At 61.5% G+C, this 24,956-nt stretch carries 18 protein-coding genes and 2 pseudogenes; 12 read left to right on the top strand and 8 right to left on the bottom strand.

Annotated elements, in window-relative coordinates:
* Positions 1-104: 104 nt before the first annotated feature.
* On the top strand, positions 105-2,384 hold the full coding sequence (locus tag ACX5I6_RS19570) for a Z1 domain-containing protein (protein ID WP_461841573.1): 2,280 nt from the start codon (positions 105-107) through the stop codon (positions 2,382-2,384).
* A 14-nt stretch (positions 2,385-2,398) separates the two neighbouring features.
* Positions 2,399-3,175, top strand: coding sequence for a PD-(D/E)XK motif protein (locus ACX5I6_RS19575; RefSeq protein ID WP_461841574.1), 777 nt, complete (start codon positions 2,399-2,401; stop codon positions 3,173-3,175).
* A gap of 865 nt (positions 3,176-4,040) precedes the next feature.
* On the opposite strand, the gene ACX5I6_RS19580 is transcribed toward ACX5I6_RS19575, so the two are convergent.
* From ACX5I6_RS19580 to hisC, 5 genes and pseudogenes are all read right to left on the bottom strand, one after another.
* Entirely contained in the window at positions 4,041-5,174 is a 1,134-nt protein-coding gene (locus tag ACX5I6_RS19580; protein WP_461841575.1) for a hypothetical protein, read from the bottom strand.
* 636 nt (positions 5,175-5,810) lie between these two features.
* Positions 5,811-6,622, bottom strand: a pseudogene (locus ACX5I6_RS19585) (amino acid permease); the annotation flags it as partial.
* Positions 6,623-6,986: 364 nt separating this feature from the next.
* Positions 6,987-9,362, bottom strand: coding sequence for a hypothetical protein (locus ACX5I6_RS19590; protein ID WP_461841576.1), 2,376 nt, complete (start codon positions 9,360-9,362; stop codon positions 6,987-6,989).
* 250 nt (positions 9,363-9,612) lie between these two features.
* Positions 9,613-11,025: an amino acid permease gene (locus ACX5I6_RS19595; protein ID WP_461841577.1), complete on the bottom strand. Its 1,413-nt coding sequence runs from the start codon at positions 11,023-11,025 to the stop codon at positions 9,613-9,615.
* Positions 11,026-11,067: 42 nt separating this feature from the next.
* Positions 11,068-12,176: pseudogene (hisC, locus tag ACX5I6_RS19600) on the bottom strand (histidinol-phosphate transaminase).
* A gap of 93 nt (positions 12,177-12,269) precedes the next feature.
* Between hisC and ACX5I6_RS19605 the strand changes: the two are divergent.
* The 3 genes from ACX5I6_RS19605 to ACX5I6_RS19615 all read left to right on the top strand — a co-directional run bounded on the left by ACX5I6_RS19605 (position 12,270) and on the right by ACX5I6_RS19615 (position 15,392).
* Positions 12,270-12,773 carry an Lrp/AsnC family transcriptional regulator gene (locus tag ACX5I6_RS19605; RefSeq protein WP_461841578.1) on the top strand — a complete coding sequence of 168 codons (504 nt, stop codon included), beginning with the start codon at positions 12,270-12,272 and terminating at the stop codon, positions 12,771-12,773.
* Positions 12,774-12,908: 135 nt separating this feature from the next.
* Positions 12,909-13,403 (top strand): hypothetical protein, encoded by a 495-nt coding sequence (locus ACX5I6_RS19610; RefSeq protein ID WP_461841579.1) that lies wholly within the window; start codon positions 12,909-12,911, stop codon positions 13,401-13,403.
* 330 nt (positions 13,404-13,733) lie between these two features.
* On the top strand, positions 13,734-15,392 hold the full coding sequence (locus tag ACX5I6_RS19615; protein ID WP_461841580.1) for a thiamine pyrophosphate-binding protein: 1,659 nt from the start codon (positions 13,734-13,736) through the stop codon (positions 15,390-15,392).
* 64 nt (positions 15,393-15,456) lie between these two features.
* On the opposite strand, the gene ACX5I6_RS19620 is transcribed toward ACX5I6_RS19615, so the two are convergent.
* Both ACX5I6_RS19620 and ACX5I6_RS19625 read right to left on the bottom strand, forming a co-directional pair.
* Positions 15,457-16,032, bottom strand: coding sequence for a hypothetical protein (locus ACX5I6_RS19620; protein WP_461841581.1), 576 nt, complete (start codon positions 16,030-16,032; stop codon positions 15,457-15,459).
* Between the two features lie 18 nt (positions 16,033-16,050).
* Entirely contained in the window at positions 16,051-16,800 is a 750-nt protein-coding gene (locus ACX5I6_RS19625) for a hypothetical protein (RefSeq protein ID WP_461841582.1), read from the bottom strand.
* A 502-nt stretch (positions 16,801-17,302) separates the two neighbouring features.
* Between ACX5I6_RS19625 and ACX5I6_RS19630 the strand changes: the two genes are divergently transcribed.
* From ACX5I6_RS19630 to ACX5I6_RS19650, 5 genes are all read left to right on the top strand, one after another.
* Positions 17,303-17,908, top strand: coding sequence for a hypothetical protein (locus ACX5I6_RS19630; RefSeq protein ID WP_461841583.1), 606 nt, complete (start codon positions 17,303-17,305; stop codon positions 17,906-17,908).
* Between the two features lie 309 nt (positions 17,909-18,217).
* Positions 18,218-18,934 carry a hypothetical protein gene (locus ACX5I6_RS19635; RefSeq protein WP_461841584.1) on the top strand — a complete coding sequence of 239 codons (717 nt, stop codon included), beginning with the start codon at positions 18,218-18,220 and terminating at the stop codon, positions 18,932-18,934.
* 96 nt (positions 18,935-19,030) lie between these two features.
* On the top strand, positions 19,031-19,780 hold the full coding sequence (locus ACX5I6_RS19640) for an SDR family oxidoreductase (protein ID WP_461841585.1): 750 nt from the start codon (positions 19,031-19,033) through the stop codon (positions 19,778-19,780).
* An 84-nt stretch (positions 19,781-19,864) separates the two neighbouring features.
* Positions 19,865-20,620, top strand: a complete 756-nt coding sequence (locus tag ACX5I6_RS19645) for a hypothetical protein (RefSeq protein ID WP_461841586.1) — start codon at positions 19,865-19,867, stop codon at positions 20,618-20,620.
* 60 nt (positions 20,621-20,680) lie between these two features.
* Positions 20,681-22,222, top strand: coding sequence for an HD domain-containing phosphohydrolase (locus ACX5I6_RS19650; RefSeq protein WP_461841756.1), 1,542 nt, complete (start codon positions 20,681-20,683; stop codon positions 22,220-22,222).
* A 50-nt stretch (positions 22,223-22,272) separates the two neighbouring features.
* On the opposite strand, the gene ACX5I6_RS19655 is transcribed toward ACX5I6_RS19650, so the two are convergent.
* Entirely contained in the window at positions 22,273-23,346 is a 1,074-nt protein-coding gene (locus ACX5I6_RS19655; protein ID WP_461841757.1) for a methyltransferase, read from the bottom strand.
* Between the two features lie 360 nt (positions 23,347-23,706).
* Here ACX5I6_RS19655 and ACX5I6_RS19660 point away from each other — a divergent pair, with 360 nt between their 5' ends.
* Positions 23,707-24,123, top strand: coding sequence for an SRPBCC family protein (locus ACX5I6_RS19660; protein WP_461841587.1), 417 nt, complete (start codon positions 23,707-23,709; stop codon positions 24,121-24,123).
* Entirely contained in the window at positions 24,123-24,605 is a 483-nt protein-coding gene (locus tag ACX5I6_RS19665) for a MarR family winged helix-turn-helix transcriptional regulator (RefSeq protein WP_461841588.1), read from the top strand. The genes ACX5I6_RS19660 and ACX5I6_RS19665 overlap by 1 nt, the downstream gene beginning before the upstream one ends.
* Positions 24,606-24,956 lie beyond the last annotated feature (351 nt).

Genomic DNA, 24,956 nt, shown 5'->3' on the forward strand with positions numbered 1-24,956 from the left:
CTGCGGGGAGCGAGTATCTATCAACCGGGTCCCTACCCCTGGCGTCCCTTTACCGAATTCAACCGGCCCAAATCCGGCGCGCACTTCAGAACAAGCGACCCATCGTGATCGTGGCGATGAAGCAGACTGATCACCTCCGTGCTCTGGGACGCAGTCTTCGTGAAGCGGTATTTCCGGCGGTGAACGGATTGGACAGGTCAGCTCACATTCTAGTGCTTGACGATGAAGCGGATGATGGATCGATTCTTGATGCACGAGTTGAAGCATCGGAGGATCCTATTTACGGAAATTTGAAGCAGATTCCACGAGCAATTGCAGATCTTTGGGCTCCGCCTTTGGTGGAAAGTACTCCCCCAAACCTTTATGCTACATATGTCGGCTATACAGCCACTCCACAAGCAAATTTTTTGCAGGAGGAGCATAATCCTCTTGCCCCGCGCGAATTTGTAGTTTCCCTGCGCACACCATTTGATAGAGGTGAGATAGAACCTAGGTCGTCCACCTACTTCGAACCGCGAGGAATGGAAAGCTACTACACCGGCGGCGAAGCTTATTATCGTCGTGGCGGTGCAGCGGGGCTGTGCATTGCCACGGGCAACAATCATGCAGAGGACCAAGCCGAAGCCATAAGGGCCTTCTTGGTAGCGGGCGCCATCCGCAGTCTTCGCGCCAGCGAGCCATTGGGCCCGTGGTCGGCTTCACAACTCGAATTTGACACCCGTAATGACGTCCTAGATTCCGTACCGCCACCGCACTCGATGCTTGTGCATCCTTCAGCGCTCGTTGATGATCATTTCAGTGCCGCGGCAAGCATTTTACGCTGGGCCGGGGTGAGAGATTTGAGCGCGGCAAAAACACTTCTAGAGTCGAGCGCGGGATACCTTCCCAGCACTTTTGCTGCCAATGTGGATGCGGAAGAAGAGAAATGGCGGGTGTGGGCGGACCGGTACCAAGCCTCCGCTAATGCAATCCAAAGTGTATTCAACACTCCAACTCCCGCCGTCATTCCGGATTGGGTAACAATCAAACAGGTTCTGAAGAGCGAAGTCATCCCGGGGACTAGGGTAGCTGTAGTTAATAGCGATCCCGCCGCTGACGACCGACCCGAGTATGAGCCGTGGGAAGATGAAAACGGGAAGTGGCATGCACCGCGCGATTTATCCACCATTTTCGTTTCTGGTAACGTTATGGCGCGCGGCCTAACACTGGAGGGGCTTACCACCACTCTTTTTCTGCGAACCTCTAATCAAGCGCTTTCGGACAGCCAGATGCAGATGCAACGTTGGTTTGGTTATCGAGGCTCTTACCTCGAGTTATGTCGCCTTTTTGCGTCTCAAGCTCAGCTCGACTTTTTCTCTGCATATCACGACGTGGATGAGGCGCTGCGAGAAGTAATAACAAATGCTATGGCTGAAGGTGGAGGTGCCCCAGATCCCTTAGTCTTGCAAGGCCGCCGATTCCTGGCAACGGGAAAGATAGCAAACCTGGGTAATCAGCCGCTGTGCCCGGGGCCCAAACCGTTCATTCGACTGATCAATGAAGGTCACCGGGAAGACCCAAACGTCAGACTCTTGGCCGAGCTGTTCAGTAGCAATGCTTCGTCAAATGTTCGGGCTTCTCAGCGAGTTCGGGGAAGAATGCTAAACCAACCCCTATCGTTGGAATCTGCAGCTGAACTCCTCGACAGTCTTGAATTTGACGGCTACCGTCCCGGTGCAGACAACTGGCAGGGCAAAATATGGGCTCAAGTACAAACTCGCGTACAGGCCGAAGGAAGCTATGGAAATAGCCGCGACCTATACAGGCCTCGAGTACCAGAGGCAGGCGCTGCGTCCTCGGAAGTTAGACGTGATTGCCCATACGCCCTTGCTGCGTATTTCCGTCTCTGGTCGGCATGTCTCTCTCGGCACGTTCGGGGTCTTTTTCCCACCGATGGTCCGTTACGACAATGGTCGATGGTCAATTTGCCACTGAAGAACCAGCAACAGCCACGGTTTTGGGTGGGCATACGATATGGCAGCGAAAGTGCGGTGTCTTCCGGTCCCCTTGCCACTCTGCCGTTCCAAATTCGGGCTGTTAATCGTAGGGTTGTCGATGGAGAAATCGTTGCCACATGGGGCTCGCGGGATCCCGGAGCTGGCGAAACGGGTTTTCGTGGAGACGAGTACTTGGACTACTACTTCCGAAGCGAGCCCGTCCCTAACCAGCCGTCCAATGAACCACCGTGGCGCCCTGTGGGCTCCGATGGCTTGATCCTTTTCTATGTCAATCAGCCGCCGGGGCAGCCGCACCCCACAGTTGCGGTGGGTGTCTGCATCCCTGTTGGAGGTCCTGAACAGTTCACAGCAGCGGTGTTGCCGCAGCCGGCCCTGGCGTTGGCCTGACGGACGAAGTATCAATGACAAGCTACGAGGCACTTTTACACCGGATCGCCACCCTGGAATCACCTGAGTCCTCTACTGAACGAGAAATCGCATGGGCTACGCCAAGGGGCGTCGTGGGCTTATCCAGGACAAACGATGGCAAACTTGAAATATTCCTATCAGGGCCGGAACTTGCTCCGTCATCTCGACCCGTACGGGAAGCGTTGGATTATCAGACGTGGCATCGTGCGCGGGGTCTAGCATCCTTCGAGGCAAACAGGCTTGTATTGCCCAGCGTTGGCCACTACGACCAGGTCGCAGCCTTCATTTGCGTCGAACTGATCAGACGCGGCGCCGACGAGAATTTGGCATTAGCCTTCGCCGAGGTAGAACCCATCATCGCACTCTCGATCAAGCGTCTACGACTCTCAGACCAAGCGCTGCTTGGGCTGGCCGGCGAACTATTGATCTTCGAAGCTCTAACCCGGCAAGTGGACGACGCCCAACTCGCGATGCTACTCGGAGCCTGGGACGGTTGGCGGGAATCTCTGAGAGACTTCTCTTGGGGAGGAATTGGTATAGAGGTGAAGACAACAACGCGCTCTACTTCCTCTCACACGCTTCAAGGAATTCATCAAATTGAGCGCCAAGACGGTGATGAAAATAATGGACCGGAAGCTGGACTGTTTCTCATTAGCATCGGGCTCGATTGGGTGGCGGACGCCGACGGTGCCTACTCCATTCCTATGCTGGTGGACTCCATCATCACTCGTGTCGACTCCGCCCCCAACTTGCGGGGAAGGCTGAGTTAATTAATACCCTCGAAGCACACATTCGCGAATACGGCTCCGGAGCGGAACTTGGTTACAATCACAGGAGCATGTCACAAGACGCTTCCTACACCCGCCCCTTTGTCACGCGGTTTGTCCGCTGCTATGACATGACCGATAGTAACATTGAGGTTTTGCATTCAATCGACCTAATGCCCTTCAGGCATATCGATGCACGTTCAGTTAATTTCAGAATTGAATTGCCGGCTCGCGTTTCCGGCAACCTCAACCCTGTCGTAGGTCTACACCAGGCAGCAAGGACAATCGTAGAGGCAGTAGGGACAGACTGACCTTTCCAGCAGGACACCAGCGAAAGTTCGGTACTTTTTGTGAAATTCCGGGAGGCTTCAACTCGTCACCGAGCGCGCTAATTGACAGCAATCACGTAAGTTCTGTTGCTGCGCTGTACAGCTTTACTAGGCCATGCAGTACGAGCATTAGCTGGTATGCAAAAAGTCCACCTGCTATTCCGGACGCCCAGGGAGCGACGCTACTACCAGAGACAAGAGCAGCTCCTGCGAGCCAAGCAGTGCTCAGGATACCAGCTACTACTGTCCAAAGAAGATGCGTACTCATTGCGTCTAGAAGATTTACCCTTTGCAAGTCGAACATAATGTCTGGATCGCTCCGGGCATCCACTCGGCGCTCCCAAAAACGCATAGCCATGGTGAAGGTCAGGCCCGTCATTATAGAAGTTGCAGTCAAAAGGGCACCAACTGCAACAGTAGCTACGTCGCCAAGCCATAGACTGAAGCCGACACCCGTTGCTAGTAGGATCCACAGTCCCTGCAGCCAGGAGGGAGCCCGCCGGCCAGACTTCCCGTCCCTCGGCCTAGTGAATTGATCTCTAAGTATCCTGCTGGGGTGCAAGAGGGTCATTCCAGGTCACCTTCCTTCTGGGGAAGTCTTCTTCAGGCCAACAACCAACCGGCGCCTGAAGCAGGTCCTTGGTTGAAGCCGTAATCGAATACTGTCCCTCGAGTTCTGCAAGAGCGACGGCGCAACAGGTCACGAAGTCATCGTATGTAGGGTAGTCAACGTCGTTATTCGTTCCCACCGCGCCATCGGTTTCAGTTGTAGCACCAGGCTGTGACATCTGGTGAGCGGCCGCTTCGACCGAGTAAACGAGACCCGGAGCCCCTTTCCCAACTTGGAAACTTCGCTGGTGGCCACTGGGCAATTGGATTGCTAGCGCCGCGTTCCAGCCCATATCAACAGAACTCCCCGCGGGATGCCCTAGTTGGCTCTCGAGTACGCCAAATACTTTTGCGGTTTCAATATTGCCGTTTTCTGATTGAAGATCCTTCAGGGATCTAGCGCCCGGGTACTTAGCGGTAACAGTTACTCTAACGCCGTCATCCAGGAAGTGGCCCTGTGAATCTCGCTTCCGAGGAGCCTTAAAGGTAATGCCCGTGTAGTGTCCAGATTTGAGCCCTTCGAGAGTCGTAAGGGGACGAACTGTTGTAGTGAGCCCATCCATTAGCACCCTCATTGAATCGACAATGAGCTTGCCCAGAAATCCCGCAACGCCGATTCCGTGCAGATGTTCTGCAAAAAGCACGGCGTGCCGACCTCCTTCAGGGAATACAATCCAATTGCGAAGCGTCACATGCTCAGGAATCTTAGTCGTCCTGGTAAAGGTTTCGCCGGAGTCTTCATCAGTGAGAACACTCCGAACTCCGCGGGTCCCGATCTGAATTTCCAAGTAAATGGCATTATCTGAGGTGGAAAGGGTGGTGATGTTATATGTTCGGCCGCGCGCGACCGGACCCATACGAAACGTACGGTTCGCTTCATAAGAAGAAATAAGAATGCCGGCAAGAAAGCTGAACATTGTCGTACCTGAGCCATCGACATTGCTAAGGGGCTTGTCGTGGTCACCCTGCGCGTATTTCGTCCTCATAGTCACCAGGTACGGCACCATCGTGTATGCCCCAGCCATGTTCTTACCTCGTTCTGCTTTGTGATCTGTAAACTTCACCAAACTTATCTTGTCCGGGGACGATCCGGGCCTTCGGCATGCTTGACCCGCGTCTTTGAGTGCTTCCCACACGCTTTTCATCACCGCATGCTTCGAACCAATACTGCTATGAACTGACGACGCGCCTGTCCTGGTGGATAGTACGGGCCGCAGTGAACGAGGCGTGTCTGCTGCGGCTGCCAGAAGTCTTCAAGCTCACCGCCCAGAGGCTCGGCGTTGACGAGCACCGGTTCCAGTCGGTGCGCTGCTTCCAGAATCCCGCTACGAAGGCGTGGACACGGTTCGAGCCGTGGATGACAACGATCATGGTTATGAACACCAAGCAGGTCCTCGGTGTCGTTAACGCCCGGGACCACAAGGGCGACGGGGACTGGCTTTTCGCCAGGTTGTTGCGATCAATCCGTCTGCGCGCAAGCCCGTGCCGTGTACCTTACATGCAAACAACTCGGAAGGGCCCAATGCGCCTGACTCAGTTGAGGAGCGCCGTCTGCTTGTTGCTTTCGGAGGACTCGACACCTGGCCGGGAAACGTCCCGGTTGCCGTCTTTCACCCAGCACCCCACCGCAACAAGCACCACAAGCCCAACGTACTCAGGAGTTACGGCCGGGAGTCCTGGCCGATGAAGCCCACCGTGAAGATCGCCGCGAGGATGACGAGGCCAACCACACCGTGCATGCCGGCGGCGTCCAGGACGGCGGCGAACGGGCTCTTCAGGCCTTCAGACCCCACGGTACCACGGCCGCAATTACGAAGATCGCGCCGATGTAGAACACCAGGATGCGCCACAGCACGGTCCGGACGGCCTTCTTCACGGTCCGGGCCGGCTCCGCGGTCTCAGCTGCCGCAACCGACACGATCTCGGTGCCGCCGAATGCAAACGCCACCACGAACAGCGCCGTCGCAATTCCGCCGAACCCGCGGGGCGCGAAGCCCTCCCCCATGAGGTTGACGAGCCCCGGCGACTGAACACCCGGCACCAAGCCCAAGAGCAGCGCGAAGCCCACCAGGAGGAACCCCACGATTGCCGCCACCTTGAGCAGGGCGAACCAGAACTCGAACTCGGCGAAGTTCTTCACGCTGGTGAGATTCACGGCCGTGAGTACCACGATGAACACCAGGGCCATCAGCCACACCGGCAGGGCCGGGAAGATGGTGGCCAGCAGGCCTGCCGCGCCGAGGGCTTCGGCGGCGATGACCACCACGAGCTGGATCCACCAGAGCAAGCCCACCATGGCGCCAGCGACCGGGCCATAGGCCTTGGCGGTGTAGACGGAGAACGCGCCGCTGTCCGGGTTGGCGGCCGCCATCTCGCCCAGAGCCCACATCACCAGGATGATGAGCGTGCCGGCCACGAGGTAGGAGATCAGCACCGCCGGGCCGGCGGCCTGGATGCCCGCGCCGGAGCCGATGAACAGGCCCGCGCCGATGGCACTGCCCAGCCCCATCATCGTGAGCTGCCGGGGTTTCAGAGCCGCGCCGAGGGCGCGGTTAGACGTCGTTGTCTAAACCTCGTACGCGTCCAATCGAGCCTGAGCCCCTCACTTTTTCAAAAGTTCATAAAGTCGTTCAGGCAGCGCCGCACTACTTTGTCCTCCGACGAACTTGTCCATGGCGCCAGGCTATTTCCTAGATCTAAGAACACCAAACGTCGTTTACACAAGACCAGCCGTGCTGGCGGCGGCAATAAGGGCTTCTCATATAAACGATCCATTAAGTGCCAGTTGGGCGAAACGCAAGCCCCAGACTTGATTAGTTTCCAGTATCGCTGTCGGTAGACAACTGCTCGCTTCAAGACCGTACAAAGGTACGCGATCATTCTTCTCGCTTCGTCTGCCCTCGCCCGAGAATCTCCGACAGATTCAGAGCGTCTGCATCCTTCCATGACTGATTCACTTGAGGGTCGTCGAAGCCGCTCTCCTCTTTGTACTGAGCCTTGGTCAGCCCACGCTTCTGCGCAGAATCGGCCGCGAGAGCCCGCTGTAGTCGACGTTCATTTGAGGCTGGGTTTTCAAAGAATTTGGCGTCACGGAGCAATAGTTTGACTCCGTCCTGACTAACACCGAGCACCGTCGATATGTCTCTCCTACTGGAGCCATTCAACTGCAGCTCGAGTGCGCGTCGGCACCGATCAATCCGGTCCCGTCGTGCAGCTGCATTGGTCGCGTTTCGTCCGTGCCCATCACTGCTTTTCTGCTTGGTATTTTCTTTGACCGGCTCTACCATCGGCGACCAAACCCAGGAGGTAGCCCCAGGCGTCGCTACCCGCAGCCATGGCGCAAAAACGAGCGGCAGTCTGGGGAGATCCGGATCCGTTATTTCGATCAAAGGAAGCCCATGCTTTCGGGCCAGCTCACGCTTCTCGCGCATCTTCACAGCATAGGTAGGATCATTTGGCAGTCCCCAAAACTCAACGAAAGTTCCATCAGCAAGCCGCCAATCACCCCTGCGTCGCTGCAATGGATTGAGTAGTTCATCCAAGGGATATAAAGGCTCCCGTTCATGTTCCACACCGAACTGATGCAAAAAGTCACAAATGGCCTTTTCCCGCATCGAGAAACACAAATGACCATCACGCGCGCGCATAAGAGTACCTCGGCTAAGGCGCAATCCATCCTTGGCGAAACCGGCCGCTTCCAAGAGTAAGGTCCAGGGGAACTTTTGTCGTTTGACTAGGAATCGCAATAGTAAAAGCCTATCTATAAATTCAGCCGTCACCGAAATCTCGGGATTTAAATGCAGACTTTCAAGCTGCCCTTCCAGCATCGGCTCATCATTAAATTCGAGTTCGGCGATCAGCTTCAGCGCTTCAACGGCGCGGGGACGATTCTCAAACAGTCCAGTACTTGCGAACTCGAGACACTTGTGACAGTATGCCAGCTCCTCCACGCAAATCGAGGCTTTAAATTTTGCCGCCATCCGTCCACAAAGCCGGCATTTATCAAGTTTGTGCGTTAGGATGAGAGCACCGAACAGATTGCTCCGAGTCTTCACAAATGATTCATTGAATATTGCTTCATGTTTTGATTCAAGAAGCAAACCATGCATAATTTGGAAGGATTTAGCATGGAGCATGTCTTTAGTTATCAGACGCTGCAGGGTTGCCTCACAAGCCTTATCATAAATAGAACGAATCGTGTGCTCGACTTTTTTTTCTTGCTTACGACGAACTTCATTCCTCCGCCCGTAATTCCTAAGAACGTCGAAGGGTACTTCATCATCGAGTCTCCATGGTTTCCTTGGGACGCCAACTTCGACCACTTCCAGACCGACTCGCGCTGCATAGCACAACGACGGGCCGACCAGCCGACTGTCTTCCACCCACAACTTCCTCGTTTTCGGGTTGTATCGAGCTATCGGGACCACAGGAGGAAACTGATACACCTCGGCTGTGATATCCATTTGAAGGTTCGGAGCCCGACTCAGGGGCCAATCGGCTTTCAGATCAACCCGGCCTTCGGATATTGGCCGGCGAACTGGAACGTCCAATCTCGAAAGCAACTTCAAAACATTCTCTCGTTCGCGTTCGTCCTCGAGAACGAGAAAGCGTTTGTCAAGATATCCGACCAGTCTTCGCGTGGATTTATCCCTGAGTATCACTCTGCGGCCATCTCGACCAAAGAATGTTTCCAAGTGAAGCCCATCAATTTCAAATTGTTCCGCGTCGAACGCGATTAGAGAGTCATAGGCTTTTTCAGTAACAGAACTAGGATTTGTATGTGTCTTTGTGGCTTCATAACCGAGGAACACGTCAATCGCGTGCGCCAACGCTTTGGGTTTCGCAAGGTCGATAACCAATCCCTGTTGGGTAGCGATGCCGGTGCACCGGATTGCACCATTTGTCGTCTCTGCAAGATCAGCAAGGCGCGTCATGCCTATGCTCTTTAGTTGATAGTCATAGAAGTAGCCAAAGAATCGCTGCTCTCGATCACCGCCGTAATGCGTTGGTGCTGAAATAGATATTGCGTACTTGTTGTATTCATTGTCTGGGCGATGCACAAGTGCAAGCTCGACCGGATGACTTTCATGGGCATTGAGTCGGTGTCCAACGGCATGTTCTTTGTATAGCCGGATTTTATCGGCTGCATCATTCCATTCGCAGAAATGCCATAAATCACCACCCTGGGGCAGGACGGCTTGTCCATCAAGAAGCTCGATTTTGTAACCCAGTTTAGTGAACCCGCCGCTCATACCTGCGATAGTAAGGCAGTCCCCATAGGTCGCTTCCGAAGTTGGGCTAATCTTGAGAATCTCGTTCAGCTCTTCGAGCTTTTAGCGACGGACGCCTCGATATGGTGGCGAAGATCGAAGGCATCGCCTCAAGAAACGGACATTGCAGTTGCATAAGCTCCGCTCAGTGCCGGCACTGAGGCAAGTTGAATCGCTTATTGGCGAGTACGCGGACCAATCATCCAATTGCATATCCGACCCAGCGGCTATCTCAGTCGATGAGCACTCGACGCTTGGCTTGGTCAGTTGCTTCAACGACGGCCAGAGACCTCCCCGACCGGTGGTTCAGCCAGCACCCAGCAGCAAGAACCGCCACGAGCCCGAAGGTGCTGAGCAGTTGGGGACGGGAGTCCTCGCCGATGAAGCCCACCGTGAAGATCGCCGCGAGGATGACCAGCCCAACAACAGTCAGCCACGGGAATCCGGGCATCCGGAGGGGAAGCTCGGTTCTCTCTCGGTCGGCACGGAGGCGGAGCGCGAGCTGGGCCAGGAGCGCGGAGGTCCACACCAGCAGGCAGGTCGAGCCCACGATGTTCAGCAGGACCGGAAGGACCTTCTCGGGGAAGGCCAGCTCCAGCACCACCGTGACAATACCGAAGGCGACACTGGCCAGGACTGCCACAACCGGAACACGTGCCTTCGACACCGCAGCAAGCACGCGAGGTGCTTCACCGCGCTCGGCCAGGGAGAAAGCCATCCGCGAAGCACCGTAAAGGTTGGCGTTGAGAGCCGAGAGCAGCGCCGCGACGGCCACCAGGGTGATGGCAGTGGCAGCGCCGGGCATACCGGCCGCGTCCAGCACGGCGGCGAACGGGCTCTTCAGTCCAACCGAACCCACGGGAACCACCGCGGCGATCACGAAGATGGCACCGATGTAGAACACCAGGATGCGCCACAGCACGGTCCGCACAGCCTTCCTCACGCTGCGGGCCGGCTCTGCGGTTTCGGCTGCCGCCACCGAGACAATCTCGGTGCCGCCGAACGCGAATGCCACCACGAACAGGGCCGTTGCAATCCCGCCGAAACCGCTCGGCGCGAAGCCCTCCCCCATGAAGTTGCCCAGGCCCGGCGACTGCACGCCCGGTACCAAGCCGAACAGCAGCGCAAAGCCCACCAGGAGGAACCCGACGATCGCCGCCACCTTGAGCAGGGCGAACCAGAACTCGAACTCGCCAAAGTTCTTCACGCTGGTCAGGTTCACGGCGGTAAGCACCACAATGAACATCAAGGCCATCAGCCACACCGGCAGGGCAGGAAAGATCGTGGCCAGCAGGCCCGCCGCACCGAGCGCTTCGGCCGCGATGACCACCACCAACTGGATCCACCACAGCCATCCGACCGTGGCCCCGGCCACCGACCCGTACGCCTTGGCGGTGTAGACGGAGAAGGCGCCGCTGTCCGGGTTGGCGGCGGCCATCTCGCCAAGGGCCCACATCACCAGGATGATGAGCGTGCCTGCGACGAGGTAGGAGATCAGCACCGCCGGGCCGGCAGCCTGAATGCCGGCCCCGGAGCCGATGAACAGGCCCGCACCGATGGCGCTGCCCAGGCCCATCATGGTGAGCTGGCGTGGTTTGAGGGCTGCGCCGAGAGGGCGCGCAGACGTCGTTGTCTGTTGTTCCATGGGGGTTCCTCTTACTTGTCGGTGGAACGGAATGGGAAAGGATCAGAGAATTGCCAGTGCCGCGTGGGTTTCGAGGAGACGGAGCACGCGGTTGTTGGAGGCGGGATCGGCAACGGTGATCCGCACGCCGTCCCCCTGGTAGGCCCGGACCAGGATGCCCGCGCCATCGAACGCGTCCACCAGCCTCGCCAACAGGTCAGCATCGGTACGGATCCACAGGAAATTGCCCTGGCTCGGTTGCAGCTTCCAGCCCTGGGCTGCCAGCTCAGCGGCCATCCGGGCACGCTCCAGCTTCACCATCGAAACCCGCCCTTCCATCTCCTCCCCGCGTCCAGCGACGCGACGGCCGCCTTCTGGGCCAGCGCGCTCACGCCGAAAGGAAGGGCGGTGCGGCGCAGACCTTCGGCGATTGCCGCCGTCGTAATTGCGTACCCGACGCGCAGGCCGGCGAGCCCGTAGGCCTTGGAGAAGGTGCGCAGGATGCACACGTTCGGAAACTGGCGGTAGAGCGTCAGGGAATCGGGGCCGCTGCCGGCGTCGGCGTACTCCACGTAGGCCTCGTCGATCACCACCAGGACGTCGGAGCGGACGGTCTGCAGGAAGGCTTCGAGGCGGTCGTGGCTGATCGGCACGCCGGTGGGGTTGTTGGGTGTGCAGAGCAGGATCACCTTGGTGCGGTCGGTGACGGCGGCGGCCATGGCGTCGAGGTCGTGGCCCTCAGCGTCGTTCAGCGGGACGCGGACCGGCCGGGCGCCGGCCAGCTCCACCAGGATGGGGTAGGCCTCGAAGGAGCGCCACGCGAACACCACCTCGTCCCCTGCGTCGCACAGTCCGGTGATGATCTGCTGCAGGACACCCACGCTGCCGGGCCCCACCGCCACCTCCTCTGCGGTCACGCCCAGGTGCCGGGCGAGCCGTTCGCGGAGTTCGACGGCGGCCATGTCCGGGTAGCGGTTCATCCTGCCGGCCGCCTCGGCCACGGCAGCGGTGGCTGCGGGCAGGGGCTCGTAGTGGCTTTCGTTGCTGGCAAGGGCGGCGATGTCCGCGCCCGCGCCACGCCGGCCCGGGACGTAGGACGGAAGCCCGGTCACTGCGCCACGCAGGGTGGGCAACGCAGTTTCGGGGGCGGCCACAAGCTGATCACTGGTCATGAAGTCCGATCATGGAAGTGACCCGGACCACAATGCAAGGTAGGCTCCGGTGCTTGGGACTTCTGCTCAACTTCTAGTACCTCTGGTGAAAATATGACCATCGTGAACTCTCGCACACTCGATTCGCTCGACGGCCGGATCATCCTTGCCCTGGACAAGGACCCCGAAGCCAGCGCCCTGGCACTCTCCCGGACGCTCGGCGTCGCCCGCAACACCGTCCACGCCCGGCTGGCGCGGCTGGAGCGCAGCGGTGCGCTCCGCTCCTTCAGCCGCAGGCTGGACCCCGCCGCACTCGGCTACGAACTCATGGCCTTCCTCTCCCTCTCCATCAGCCAGACCCGGACAGGCTCGGTGGAGAACGGGCTCGCCGCCATCCCGGAAGTCATCGAGGTGCACGCCACCACCGGGGACGCTGACCTCATGGCCAAGGTGGTGGCCCGCGGCACGGCCGACCTCTACCGCATCACCAACGAGATCCTGGAAATCGACGGGATCGAGCGGACCAGCACCGCCATCTCCATCCTGGAACTCATGCCGCCGCGGTATGACGGGCTGATCAGCCGGCTGTCGGAGCAGGAATCGCTTCCGGCTGACTAGGCGCGGTGACATAGCGATCCGAAGGACCCACATAGAGGCGCTTGGAATGTTTGCAACTTTGCCGCAACAGAATGTCTCTATTGTTGGGCGCGCGACTCGTGGTTCTGCGTGCGACCACCGGCGGTCCCCCGGCATATGATTCTTGATGCTTCAATTACCTATTTCCATTTGGGGGAATCCTTGAAAAAGTCCATTTCATCACTTGCTCTCGTTGCCGTTCTTGCCTTGACGGCTTGCGGCGGCGCAGGAAGCACCGCGGGCGCTGCTTCCGACTCCAAGACGACGCAGGAGGCTCCGAAGGTCCCAGACCTGACTGGCGCTTGGAAGCAGAGCAACCCGAACAGCGAGAAGTCGTACCAGCAGGCAAGCATCACCGCCGACAAGATGACTATCGAGTGGGTTTCCGACGGTGGCAATACGACCTCGATCTACTGGGTTGGCACGTTCGCCGGCCCCACCAGCGCCAGTGAGCCCTACACCTGGACGTCGCAACGGGATGTCGATGCCACCAAGTCGGCACTCCTCGCATCCAGTGACGCGACCAAGGAATTCAAGTACGAAGGCGGCAGCATCAGCTACAAGGTCAGTGCACTGGGAACTACCCTGACGGTAAACCTCAAAAAGAACTGACCCCGCAGCATATGACCGTGACGGTCTACGCAGGGTAGGACCGCACCAATTTGCTCGGCCTCGCTAATTCCATAGGTATGGCTGCTGATCTCACGAGCAGCAGCCATACCTATGTGGCGCTACCGGATGGTCCCTCAGCGATCTGGCGCTCAAACTTAGGCGTCGACGGGTGAGCCGGCCCTACTGAAACACTCCAACTAAAGAGTGGCTCCGCACCTCAGTTGTTGGCTTAGCTGGGCGTTTTGTCACCTTCTCACCCCCTTACTGCCAAAAGTCCCAGCTGAATCCTGCGGTATTGCAAACATGAGATGCAGGCCACACGATGCCTGCATGACTTCTCTTACCGTCTCCGGCCGCGTGGCGCAGGTTCTCAGCAGCTACGTCAGCGACGTCTTCGGCGTCATGGGCAACGGCAATGTGTACTTCCTGGACGCCGCGGAGCAGCAGGGCCTGCGCTTCACGCCGGTCCGGCACGAGGGCGCCGCCATCGCCGCGGCAGACGCCTACTACCGCACCTCCGGGCGGCTGGCAGTGAGCACGACCACCTACGGGCCCGGCTATACCAACGCGCTCACCGCCCTCGCGGAGGCGGTCCAGGCGCAGATCCCGGTGGTGCTGGTCACCGGCGACGCCCCCACCACCGGCGCCCGGCCCTGGGACGTGGACCAGGCGGCCATCGCCGCCGGCCTCGGCGCGGCCACCTTCACCGTCACCCGCGACGCCGCGGGCGCCATCACCCGACAGGCCGTGGAGTACGCACTCACCCGGCGCACCGCCGTCGTGCTCGCCATCCCCTACGACCTCGCCGCACTCGAGGCTGCGGACGAGGACCTTTCGGAGCCAACGGCACCCAAGGTGGCGGACGACGTCGACGGCGGACTTGGGCAGGTTGTCCGCCTGCTCGCCGGTGCCAGGCGGCCGCTGATCCTGGCCGGCCGGGGTGCGCACCTCGCCGGCGCCGGGCAGGAGCTCCGCGAACTCGCCGACCGGCTCGGCGCACTGACCGCCGGAACCGCCCTGGCGCTCAACCTCCTCAATGGCGAGGGGTACCTGGGCGTCGCCGGCGGTTTCGGCACCGACACCGCGGCCGGACTTATGGGCGAGGCCGACGTGGTCCTGGTGGCCGGGGCCAGCCTGAGCCCATTCACCATGCGCTTCGGGCACCTGCTGGGCCCGGACAGCACCGTCATCCAGATCGACACCGCCCTGCAGCCGACCAACCCGCGGGTTGACCTGTTCGTCAGCGCGGACGCGAAGGCCGCTGCTTCGCGGCTGTTGTCTCTGTTGGACCGCGAGGCTGCTGTGGCTGATTGGCGGGCGGAAGCTTCCCGGCGACTGGCTGCGGGGCCGGGGCACCACCCCGGTTCGGCCGAAACTGTGGACGGCCGGCTGGACCCGCGCGCCCTCGCCACCGCCCTCGACGCCGTGCTGCCGGAGCGCCGCACGGTGGTCCAGGACGGCGGCCACTTCATCGGCTGGGCGCCCATGTACTGGAACATCCCGCGGCCGCAGGACCTGGTAATGGTGGGGACCGCCTACCAGACCATCGGGCTGGGCCTGGCCAGCGCCGTCGGGGCCGGCCGCGCGCTGGAGGACGGCCGCACCCTGGTGCTGGCCTCCGGCGACGGCGGATTCCTGATGGGCCTGTCCGACCTCGAGTCGCTCATCGGTACGGCCCGCAGCGCGATCGTGGTGATCTACAACGACGCCGCCTACGGGGCCGAGATCCACCAGTACGGCTCGCAGGGCCTGACCGAGAAGCCCATGCTGATCCCCGAGGTGGACTTCAGTGGCGTCGCGCGGGCTTTGGGGGCTGAGTCGGCGGTGATCCGCTCGCTGGATGACCTGTCCGCTTTGCAGCACTGGATCGACGCCGGCGCTCGCGGAACTTTTGTTGCGGACTGCCGGATCACCTCAAGCGTCCGGGCCCCATGGCTGACCGAGTGGATGAACGCGACCCGCGCGGCGAAGGCAGCGGTGCCCGGATAGCAATGCGAGTACCCTTGCCGCGACGACAAAAGTCAGGACTGCTTGGCTCAGGTACCCAGACGGACTAAGCGGCACTCTTCTCCCGTGCGAGCCCAATGCCCATGAGGATTACGACCGGGATCGCCAGAAGAACCGCGAAGACGAGCACAGCCCCGCCGAGAAACGGGACCGCCAGAAGGGCCGTTAAGAGGGCGAATCCGGCGAAGCTTAGGGAGGTGATTGGCGCACCGCGGTTGCGACTGCGCTGACTGGCTAACAGAACAATTCCGGTGGTGACGTTCCCCAGTGCCGCCACTAGCAAGAGGAAGCCAGCGATCACATTGTGCGCGAATCCCGCCAAAGCCGGGAACAACAGGAGGGCGCCGAGCACTATGCCAACGATGCCCGCTGCAACCCGTAAGCCCGAAGATTTGGGTTCTGGCGCCGGCGTGTACCACTGCGGCGCAAATTGCAGAGGCGTTTCGCCGTACTGAGGATGCTGAAATTGGGGTTGCTGGCCGAAGGTGGGCGGCGACAGGTCGTAGGGCTGCGACGTTCCGTAGGCCGCTTCATGGCCCGGGGCGGATCCAGAAGGCGCGTGCGACGGGTAATTCGGCACAGACCTCGGCGCGGGCGGTATCGACGGGATGTTCTCGGTCATTGGTCCCCCATTTCAGCACTAACTCAGTCCCCAGTAGATCCTGGAGTTGCTATTCGTGGAAAAGCTTTTTTGGATGAAGATCTTGCCACCGTCAATCGCCCCGATGGGCACGTCCATGCAGACCTGATAGTCTGCCCGACCGCCCTTTTCAAGGGTCGGGACCTGCATGGCTCCATTGTCCAGAGAAGCCCCGCACGAACTGGCGTCATATTGCCTGGCATCTGTGCCTACAAACGTTGGTGACAAGTCAATCCAAGGATTCCCCTCTTTAGCCCCTGCGTAGGTCACGGCAAGATCGACGAGGACGTACCTTCCCTTTGGAGACTTGTTAAACATGTTGTTGGCGACTACCTCGTCAGTCGCGTTGAGCTTGACACTAAGAACTTGAACTTGATAATCGCTTCCCACAATGGCAGCGGTACCAAGGGAGTGAGGCTTTTCAGCAGACCCCTCCACAGCCACAACTGCTTCGGGGCTGCTCGTTGGCGGCTGCGCCGAAGTAGCCGACGGCACGGCCGACTGCGTAACCGCTGATGAAGCGCCTGCGTTGTGTCGTTCGTTCGAAGATGAGGAGTAAGCCATCTGAAATGTAATAACGCCGATTAGCGAGACTCCTCCGATAGCCAGGGCGGCTATAGTCATACCCTGCACCGGGAACCCAGTACGTCGCGTGGTAGTCAAAGCAATGATGGCCATAACCACCGCACTGAGTCCCAAGAGAAATCCCAGGATGTTGAGAATCGGAATCCAACACAAGACGATTGCCACAGCCGCCAGCACGAATGCTGTTGTCGTAAGCGTCTTACCCTGCGGCTCCGGAGCAAAAGCCGTCTCAGGAACTTCAATCCAGAAATTGTGTCCCGGAGGAGCAGGTCCCCACGCAGGATCCGGGTGCCAGCCCTCGTGTGGCTGCCAGCCTAGTGGCGGTCGAGGCCAGTTGTTCGGCGAGTTATAGACTTTCAAATTTCCCCCTGAAAAACAGAATGAGCTCCATCTCAACCCGTTCGCAGATCATAGCCCCATCGGGGCTGGCCTAACTAAAGTTTTGGCGCAGGTTTTCCGCAGGATCCAATCAAATTCACCTGCTCCAGCCTGCAACTTCAATGTCCGAATCGAAATAATTCAGTTGGGTAGGGAAAGAGCACGCCATTCGTCCAAAAGTTGCATACACTGAGATCGCCGTTGCTTGGGGGGAACGAGCCTAACTTGTCACTCCACCTGAATTGGTTGACCGCGGCATTATCTAGACCGCATCACACAAAGGACAGTCATGAGTGAACCCTATTCCCCTCCCCTTGCCCAAGGTTCTTCCACGCCGAGCACCAACCAGCCGCTGAAAGGTAACGGATTCGGGACCACGGCCCTGGTCCTCGGCATTGTCGGCATCGTCTTCGCAATCATTCCGATTCTGGGAACTGTCGCATTCATTCTTGGCCCACTGGCCATAATCTTCGGGGCTATTGGCCTGACCCGGAAATTCACTAAAAAGGGCACTTCCATCGCCGGCCTTATCTTGGGCGCGGTCGCCATCATAGTTGCCATCATCGTGACGTCGCTGGTCGCTGCAGCTGCGAACGGGGTCAACGATGCGCTGAACAAAGAACACAAGGTTGAGTACGTCGTGACCACCACAGGCCCTGCGAAGGTCACCTACTGGAACGGTAATGGTTCCTCAAACGAGGACATTGCCGCCAACTGGAAGAAAGACCTGACCGCGAAGGGGATCAGCTTCAGCACCCTCAGCGTCACAGGCGACTTCAGCGCTACCACTTCTGTTACCTGCGAAATCCTGGTAGACGGCGCGAGTGTCTCCAAGAACAGCGGCTCCGGCACGGGTGCGATGGCTTCTTGCTCCGGAAATTCCAGCACCAAGTAGCATATCGAATTCATGAAAAGAACGTCGGGGTAGGAAACTACCTCGACGTTCCTTTGCAAGTTTAAGACTACCCCAGGGTTCCCTCGGTATCCGGACAACATGTCCGGCTGATTCGACCAGAGCGACCTCAAGACTTCCTTGGATTCCTCAACGTCGGCTCAAAAGCGTCGAAGGATTTGCCAAGAATTGCGCTTTACGCCCGCCGCCTCCCGGACAATATTTTCAGCAGTCCATGCGGCGAAGACTTTCTTCGAGGGACTGGAACAGATCTTAGGGCTACTGCCTCGGCGGGGCCCTCTTGGGGGAAACATGAGCAATGAATACCAACTCGCCGACGGCTCGCCACGCTATGGGCACCGCACAGCTTCGGCGAGCGCAGTGCAGGCGGCGCCGCCGGGCTCTGCTCCGGCCGAGGTGGCAGAGGGCGCCGCGAACCTTAGCCTGGACGTGATGGCAGCAGCCATTGACCGCCGGCTGAGGAGCGCCTGGGCGGATGAACCAGACCCGGCTGTGGAAGCGCTTCGACGCGAGAACCCTGAAGAGCTCGCTGCCGCCCGCGCCCTCGTGCGGCTTCACCTCGGTTCCCAGCGGCAATGGCGTATCAAAGCCCAGGCTGTCCGGGATAAGCAGCTGGCCGCTGTCTGGGCGCGGCGAAGGGCGGCCGGCCGCAGCCGGGAAGTCCTGGCACTGCGGTTGGGGCTGATGGCCGCATTGATCGCGCCTCCTGCATACATCGTGGCAACCAGACCGGACGACATCCTGAAGCTCCTGCTTGCCGGCATCGCCTGCTTTGCCTTCGCCGTTGTCGCCGGACACTTCCTGACGTGCCGGGCCCGCGTGCCGGCCATGCCGAACATTCGGGGCCCGTGGCTCGCTGAGCTGCGGGAGGACGTGGTCAACGCAACCATCGTGGCCCTTCTCGAAAACAAGGGCGCGCCGCCGGATTCCGTCACTGCAGCGGCTGCTCGCCGCGGCTGGGAAAGTATCCAGGCTGCTTCCAGAGCCATCGGCGCATTGAACACTTAGTCCGCACGCCTGCCGGCCGCCGTCGTAAATTACACGGCGGCTCCGCGTGCCAAAGTGCCTGACTCTATGGGGTAGTTCAGGCTTAGGCTTCTTTCCATGAGGATTGCCGTTGCAGGGGGAACCGGGACAGTAGGCCGCCACGTGGTGGCCGTCGCCAGGGAGCGCGGGCACCACGTGGCCAGCCTCAGCCGCGCGGAAGGGGTAGACCTCATCACCGGGCGTGGTCTCGACCAGGCACTCCAGGGCGTCGACACCGTCATCGACGTCTCCGGCATCCAGGTCCTGTCCACCAAGACGGCGGTGGATTTCTTCACCAACGCCACCCAGAACCTGCTGGCTGCCGGGAAGAAGGCCGGCGTAACGCACCACGTGGTGCTGTCCATTGTGGGCATCGATAAGGCCAATTCGGGACTGTACGCCGGGAAGCTGGTGCAGGAGGACGAGGTCAGGCACGGCGGCGTTCCGTGGACCATCCTCCGGTCCACCCAGTTTCACGAGTTCGTGCCGATGTCCATCAAGGCGGCCTCCGTGGGCCCGCTGGCCCTCGTGCCCACCATGGTCACCCAGCCGGTGGCGGCGAAGGAGGTGGCAGCGGCCCTGGTGGACGCGGCCGAGGCCGGCCCGAAGGGACGGCTCCCGGACCTGGGCGGCCCGCGGACCGAACAGCTGAAGGACCTGGTCTCGGCCTATCTGGCCAAAACGCAGCAGAAGAAGCGGATCATTCCGCTCCGCGTCCCCGGCCCCATGGGCGCGGCCATGCGCTCTGGCGCGCTGATCCCGGCGCCGGGCTCCGCCGTCGGACGCCAAACCTTCCAGGAGTGGCTCGACGCCATCGGTGCCGCGTAAAAGCCAACCCTAAATGGGGCACTTGCCCCATGCCCCTGCCGCGGCCCGCTCCTAATCTCAAGGCATAGAGACAAGGAGGCGGCCATGACCATCCACCAGCCGCAGTCATCAGCACAGGCAATTCCGACACTTGCCGAACTCCCCGAGGATCCCGCCGAGCACTTCGCCGGCAGCGCCGTCTTCGGGCTGCCCTTCAGCAGCGGCCACTACCTGGCATTCCGGGATTTTCCGGTGAGCTCCGTCGGCCCCGGCTACCGCTCCGTCTGGCACCGCACCCCCGGCGGCGAATGGACCCTCTACGCCAACGTCCCGCCGCAATTCAGCTGCGCCCGCTACTTCGGGCTGGCGTTCCACCGCACGGTGGAAACCGACGTCGACATCACCTGGAGCGGCCCGTCCAGCGCCGTGATCACGATCCCGGGAGTCCTCGACTGGGACCTGCAGCTGGGCACCTCCGCGGCCACGAAGATGCTGACCGCCATGGCCGTGCGGATGCCCGAAAGGTTGTGGCGCAGCGACCCCGTCCTCAAGGCCATGGGGGCGTTCGCCGGGCCACTGCTCGGCGCCGGCCGGATGAAAATGTCCGGCTGGGTACCCAACGGCCAGACGTTCCAGGCCCAGCCCCGGCAGCTGTGGCTCGTCACCGATTCCAGGGCAACCGTCCTGGGTGAGGGCGCCGGACGGCCCGGCCCGCTCAAGGTCCAGGACCACCTGGCGGACTTCTGGCTTCCACAGCGTGGACTGTTCGGAGCGCAGGTGGGCGTCCGGTTCCCGTCCACCGCACAATCCGCCGGACCAGGCGCTGTCCAGGGACGGACCGGGAGAAGCCAGGCGGCATAACGGCCGACGGCGCGCGGTCCCTACTGCCGAGGCCGGCGGCTTCCTAGAATGGCAGGTGTGATGCAGTCACCGGCTGCGCCCCGCCGCAGCGAAGTCCTGGCCGCGCTGTCGCTCGCCATCGACCTGGGGCTGGGGCAGCCGATGGAGCACATGCTGCGCGCGTCCCTGCTGGCGCTGCGGATCGCCGGGGCCGCAGGCGTGGACGCGGCGGGCCAGGGCAGAATCTACTACGCCAACCAGCTGGCCTGGATCGGCTGCCACGCGGATTCCTTTGAACTCGCCGCGCTGTTCACGGACGATATCGCCTTCCGCGCCGACTACTACCGCCGCGACCAGCACGGCCTGCCCATGTACGCCGGCATGTTCAGCCACGCCGGCGCCGGCCTCCCGCCGCTCCCCCGCCTCGCCCGCTGGACGCGTTTCGCGGCCACCGGCAGCGGGGCAGTGCGCACCATGATTGCCTCGCACTGCGTCTCCGCCGGGGTGCTGGCCAGCAGTGTAGGGCTCGACGACGGCGTGGCAGGACTGCTCACCCACACCTTTGAGCGGTGGGACGGGAAGGGGCTGCCGGAGGGAGTGGCTGGGCCGGACATCCCGCTGGAGATGCGGATCATGCACCTGGCTGATACCGCCGAAGTGTTCCTCCGGACTGAAGGCGTGGCCGGCGCGGCGGCAATGGTGCGGGCACGCCGCGGTAGCCAGTTTGATCCCGCATTGGCCGAGCTGTTCATCGACCAGGCCCAGGCACTCACCGAAGGACTTCTCGACGTCGACTGCTGGCAGGCGGCCCTTGACCTCGCTCCCACCGACGCTCCCCTGTCCGGCGGCCAGCTTGATACGGTGCTGCGCGCCATCGGCGACTTCGCAGACCTCAAGTCCCCCTACACGGCCGGACACTCCCGCGCGGTGGCGGCGCTTGCGGCCGCCGCCGGTGAGGAGCACGGGCTGCCGGCGGAAGACGTCAGGGAGCTCCGCCGCGCGGGATGGGTGCACGACCTGGGCCGGTTGGGGGTGTCCAACCAGGTGTGGGACAAGAAAGAGCCCCTCTCCGCGCTGGAGCAGGAACGCATCCGCATGCACCCGTATCTGGGCGAACGGATCCTCAGCCGCGTGCCCGGGCTGAAGGGCGAGGCGGCCCTGACCGGCTCACACCACGAGCGGCTGGACGGGTCCGGTTATCCGCGCGGGATTGGCGGAAGCGAGCTGGGGATCAAGCAGCGGATTCTGGCGGCTGCGGACTCCTACCATGCCTCCGTGGAGCCACGCCCGCACCGGCCCGCACTCACATCAGCCGCTGCGGCTGACCGGCTCCGGCAGGAAGTTTCGGCCGGGAGGCTCGCCGCCGGAGCGGTGGAGGCGGTGCTCGTGGCGGCCGGCCAGCAGCCCCGCCGTTCGCATGCCGCCGCAGCTGGGCTCACGCCGCGGGAAGTGGAGATCCTCGGCATGCTGTGCCGCGGCCTGACGCCGGCCCAGATCGCAGAGAGCCTCTTCCTTTCCCGGAAAACCGTCCGCAACCACGTGGAGCACATCTACACCAAGATCGGCGCCACCAACCGGGTGGGCGCCACGTTGTTCGCGATCAGGAATGGGCTGACCGAATAGGAGAGCCCAATTGGACCAGTCCGCGCTGGCCCGGGACACATCCCTTGTGACTATTGGCTGACCAGCCGCCACAGTGACGTGACTTCGGCCGAGCGCGCCGCGAACAAGGGATCGTCGCGGTCCGAAGCTTTGGGATGCGTTGGCTTGGTGTCCAGCCGTTCCGCCACCGTCAGCCCGGCCGCTGCGATGGCGGCCAGCAGGTCCGCCCGCGAGCGCAGGCCCAGGTGCTCGGCGAGGTCGGACAGGACAAGCCAGCCCTCACCGCCCGGCTCCAGGTGGCCGGGGAGTTCTGCCAGGAAGCGGAACAGCATCCTGCTCCCGGGGTCGTAGACGGCGCTGTCCAGGCTGGAATGCGGCGTGGCCGGAATCCAGGGTGGGTTGCAGACGATCAGCGGTGCCCGTCCGGGCGGGAACATGTCGGTCAGCACCGCCTCGGCGCGGTCCTCGACTCCGAGGTTGCGGAAGTTCTCCGCGGCGCAGGCAATGGCACGCGGTTCATTGTCCGTCGCCACCACGCGGCGGACATCACGGCGGGCGAGGACGGCGGCGAGCACTCCGGTGCCCGTTCCGACGTCGAACGCGAGCGTGTCCGCGGGCAGCGCGGCCGCTGCCACGAGATCCACATACTCGCTGCGGGTGGGAAAGAACGTACCGTAATGCGGGTGGATACGGTCCTGCAGGGCATCGACGTAGACGCCGGTCCGCCGCCACTCGTGGGCGCCGATGGCCCCGACAAGCTCGTGCAGGGACACCACGGAAGACTCTGCAATAACTCCGTATGCTGCCGCGGCGGCTTCACCGATGTCCGGTGCGCGGCGCAGCGGCACCACCGTACCCGGATCAAGGGGAATCAGCAGCAGGCCCAGGATGCGTGCCCGGTGCGAGGCGGCTTGCCGGTGCCGGTAGAACCTCTCAGCCGGGGTTCCTGCGGCCTTCTTTCCGGCGCCTATCCGGCGGTCCAGGGCGTTGAGGATCTGCCGCGCGTTGTGGAAGTCTCCGTGCCAGAGCATCGCGATCCCCTGTGATGCCATGCGGTACGCATCGTCGGCCGTGAGGGCGTCGTCCACCACCTCCACCCGCCCGGGCGCAGGCCTGCCGTTGGCCGACCGCCACCGCGCTGCCATCCCGGTGCCGGCGTCCTTCCAGGTCACATGCCCGGCGGCCGCCGCTGCGTTCAAAGGGATGGGGTCAAAGGGCGGGACTTCCGCCGGAGCTGGGGTGCCAGTAGGGATGAAGTTCCATTCCAAGATGTTGGGTGCGATCGGATTCGGGCCGATTGCAGTGGGGGTTCGACGACGTCGAAGGGGACGCTGCCAGGAGTCCAGACCGTCCGCCGGCAACAAACTCGGGCTTGGTCGATGGGGCGCCGAAGCCCTTGAACCTACTGTGTCAGGGTACAGGTAAACCTGCGGGTTTCCCCTCTGGACAAGAAATAGTCTGTGCATAGATAATCTTTATATAGATCATCTCTTCAGGAGGCCACCATGTGGGAATACGAGCACGGCATCGACACCAACGCAACTCCAGAAGCCATCTGGCGGCTCTGGTCCGACGTCGAGAACTGGGGCGCCTGGAACGGGGAGATCGAGAAGATCGAGATCAACGGCCCCTTCGCTGAAGGCACCCAGATCCTGATGACGCCTCCGGGGGACGATCCGATCCCGCTGGCCATCGCCGAGGCGGTCGAAAACGAACGGTTCGTGGACGAGGCCCGCTTCGGCGGCCTGCTCCTGCGCACCACCCACCGCATCGATCCAGCCGGCGGGGACCGGATCCGGGTGGTGTACCGGATGGAGATCACGGGCGACGGCGCCGACGAGGCCGGCCCGCAGATCGGGCCGGGCATCACCGCCGACTGGCCGGAAACCATGGCCGCACTGGCCAAGATGGCAGGCGGCTGATGCCGCTCAACCCCGGCGAAAGCCCCGGATTCCTGCTCTGGCACGCCACGCTGCGCTGGCAGCGGGAGATCGCCGCGGCACTCGCCCCGCTCGATCTCACCCACGTGCAGTTCGTGCTGCTCGCCTGCGCCTGGTGGCTCAACAACCAGGGCGAGCACCCCAACCAGCTGGCCCTGGCCCGGCAGGCCGGCACCGACGTCAAGATGGCCTCACAGGTCCTGCGCGCCCTGGAGGGCAAGGGACTCATCGAACGGGAAGTCGACCCGGCGGACACCCGGGCCAAACGGCTGCGCGTCACCAGCGCCGGAGCCGAGCTGGCTCCCCGGGCCATCGCCGCCGTCGAACTCGCCGACGCCAAATTCTTCGAGCCGGTGCCCGTGGACGACGCCGTGTCCCTGCTCCGGCGCCTTGCCCGGCCCGGGCCGGGCACACCGCCAGCGGCCGGCGGTGACCGCACGGAGTCCAAGGTTCGGGCTACGTAAGGACGGGCCGCGGGTACAGCGCGATCTCAAGATTCGCGCAATTAATCCCCGTCATGGATAAATCCCCTTCCCCGCCGCAGCACAGGTCCCTATGGTGTTCAGACAAGCTCGCCCAAGGGGGTCCCTCTTGAAATTCACGGATGAATCTTCAGGCACAAGCTGCAACGCATCGGATGCGGCAGAGCACGCAGGCACAGCCCAACCAGCTGTGTCCAAGGAACAACTGCCGGCATCGCCGGCAACCCATCTGCGGCCTGTCCCCGCTCCCCCACGCAGCAAACTCACACCCATCCAAGGCCAGCCTTCCCGGGCAAGGAACCGGGAGCATGAGGTGCGGCGCCTGATCCACGA

The organism is Arthrobacter sp. MMS24-T111 (genome assembly GCF_054888995.1).